Origin of the sequence: Candidatus Pseudoscillospira sp. SGI.172 (genome assembly GCF_050313575.1) — a bacterium.
GTDB lineage: Bacteria > Bacillota > Clostridia > Oscillospirales > Oscillospiraceae > Vermiculatibacterium.
On record NZ_JBNPLQ010000074.1, the window covers coordinates 1 to 1,486 of the forward strand.

Annotated in this window: 1 protein-coding gene; it reads right to left on the reverse strand. The window is 53.6% G+C overall.

Annotated features, from left to right (window positions below; all coding sequences use genetic code 11):
• Positions 1–175 precede the first annotated feature (175 nt).
• Positions 176–1,414, reverse strand: coding sequence for an IS256 family transposase (locus tag ACQRD3_RS13495; protein ID WP_195279786.1), 1,239 nt, complete (start codon positions 1,412–1,414; stop codon positions 176–178).
• Between the last annotated feature and the right edge of the window lie 72 nt (positions 1,415–1,486).

Consider the following 1,486-nt stretch of genomic DNA (forward strand, 5'->3'; position numbering starts at 1 on the left):
GGGTCAATCCCAAATTCTGTGTAAACTCCATTTAGTGTGAGAATAGAGCAAAATTTATTCAGGGCGGCAGCAGGTTCCCGGCTGCCGCCTTTTCAACAACATAACGCTGGTGGGGGCGGATGTCAAGGGCGGAGGAGCCGTTCATCTTGCCCTTGGCATCCGCCCCCCGGCGGTGTTACTCGGGCATACGCTCGGCAAAGTAGATGGCCATCTGGGCGTGGATCAGACTCCAGTCCTGCCGTCGTCCGGTCCATTTTTTCGTAATATCCATCATGGCCAGATACAGCATTTTCAGCAGGCTGTCATCTGTGGGAAAGACAGACTTGGACTTGGTCACCTTGCGCAGCTGGCGGTTGAAACCCTCAATGGCATTGGTGGTGTAGATCAGCCTGCGCACCTCCTGGGGATACTTGAAATAGGTGCTGAGATTGGCCCAGTTGGACCGCCAGGACTGGGAAATTTTCGGGTATTTCTTGTCCCAGAGCTCCCCGAAGGTGTCCAAAGCATCCAGAGCGGCCTGCTCGTCCACAGCGGCATAGACCGCCTTCAGATCAGCCATAAGGGCTTTTAGGTCCTTGTAGGACACATACTTGCTGGAATTGCGCAGCTGGTGGATGATGCAGTTCTGGATCTCGGTCTGTGGGAAGGTGGCGTGAATGGCCGCGTCAAACCCCGCTAAATTGTCGGTGCAGGCAATGAAAATGTCCTCTACACCACGGTTTTTCAGGCCATTGAGGACAGTGGCCCAGAACTTGGCGCTCTCGTTTTCGCCGACCCACATCCCCAGGACATCTTTCCGGCCATCCAGATTGACCCCAATGGCAATGTATACCGCTTTCTTCACGATCTGCCCCTCGCTGCGGACATGGTAGTGAATGGCATCCAGAAATACCACGGCGTAGATGGCTTCCAGGGGCCGCTGCTGCCACTCTCGGGCCACAGGCAGAATTTTGTCGGTGATTCGGCTGACGGTGCTGTCCGAGACGGAGATGCCGTAGATGTCCTGGATGTGAGCCTCGATATCGCCAGTGGTCATGCCTTTGGCATACATGGACAGAATTTTTTCCTCAATGTCCTGGCTGATACTGGTTTGGTTCTTTTTCAGCACCTGGGGCTCAAATTCGCCCTTTCGGTCACGGGGGACCGACACATCCACATCGCCAAAGCTGGTGCGCAGCCTTTTACTGCTATGCCCGTTGCGACTGTTGTCTGTGTCCTTGTTCTTGTAATCATACTTGCTATAGCCCAGCTCATCATCCAGTTCAGCCTCCAGACCATTTTCCATGAACTCGGCAATGGTCTCTTTAAACAAATTCTGGATGTCATCCATGCTGCCGATGTTTGCCATCTGCAGCAGTTCACGGATTTTCTCTCGCCGGGCATTTTCTTCCGGGGTGCGATTCTTTCTCGCCATATGTAAATCCTCCTGCATGGTGCTTCTATTCTACACCACGCAGGAGGTTTACACAAAGTTCGGGACGGTCTC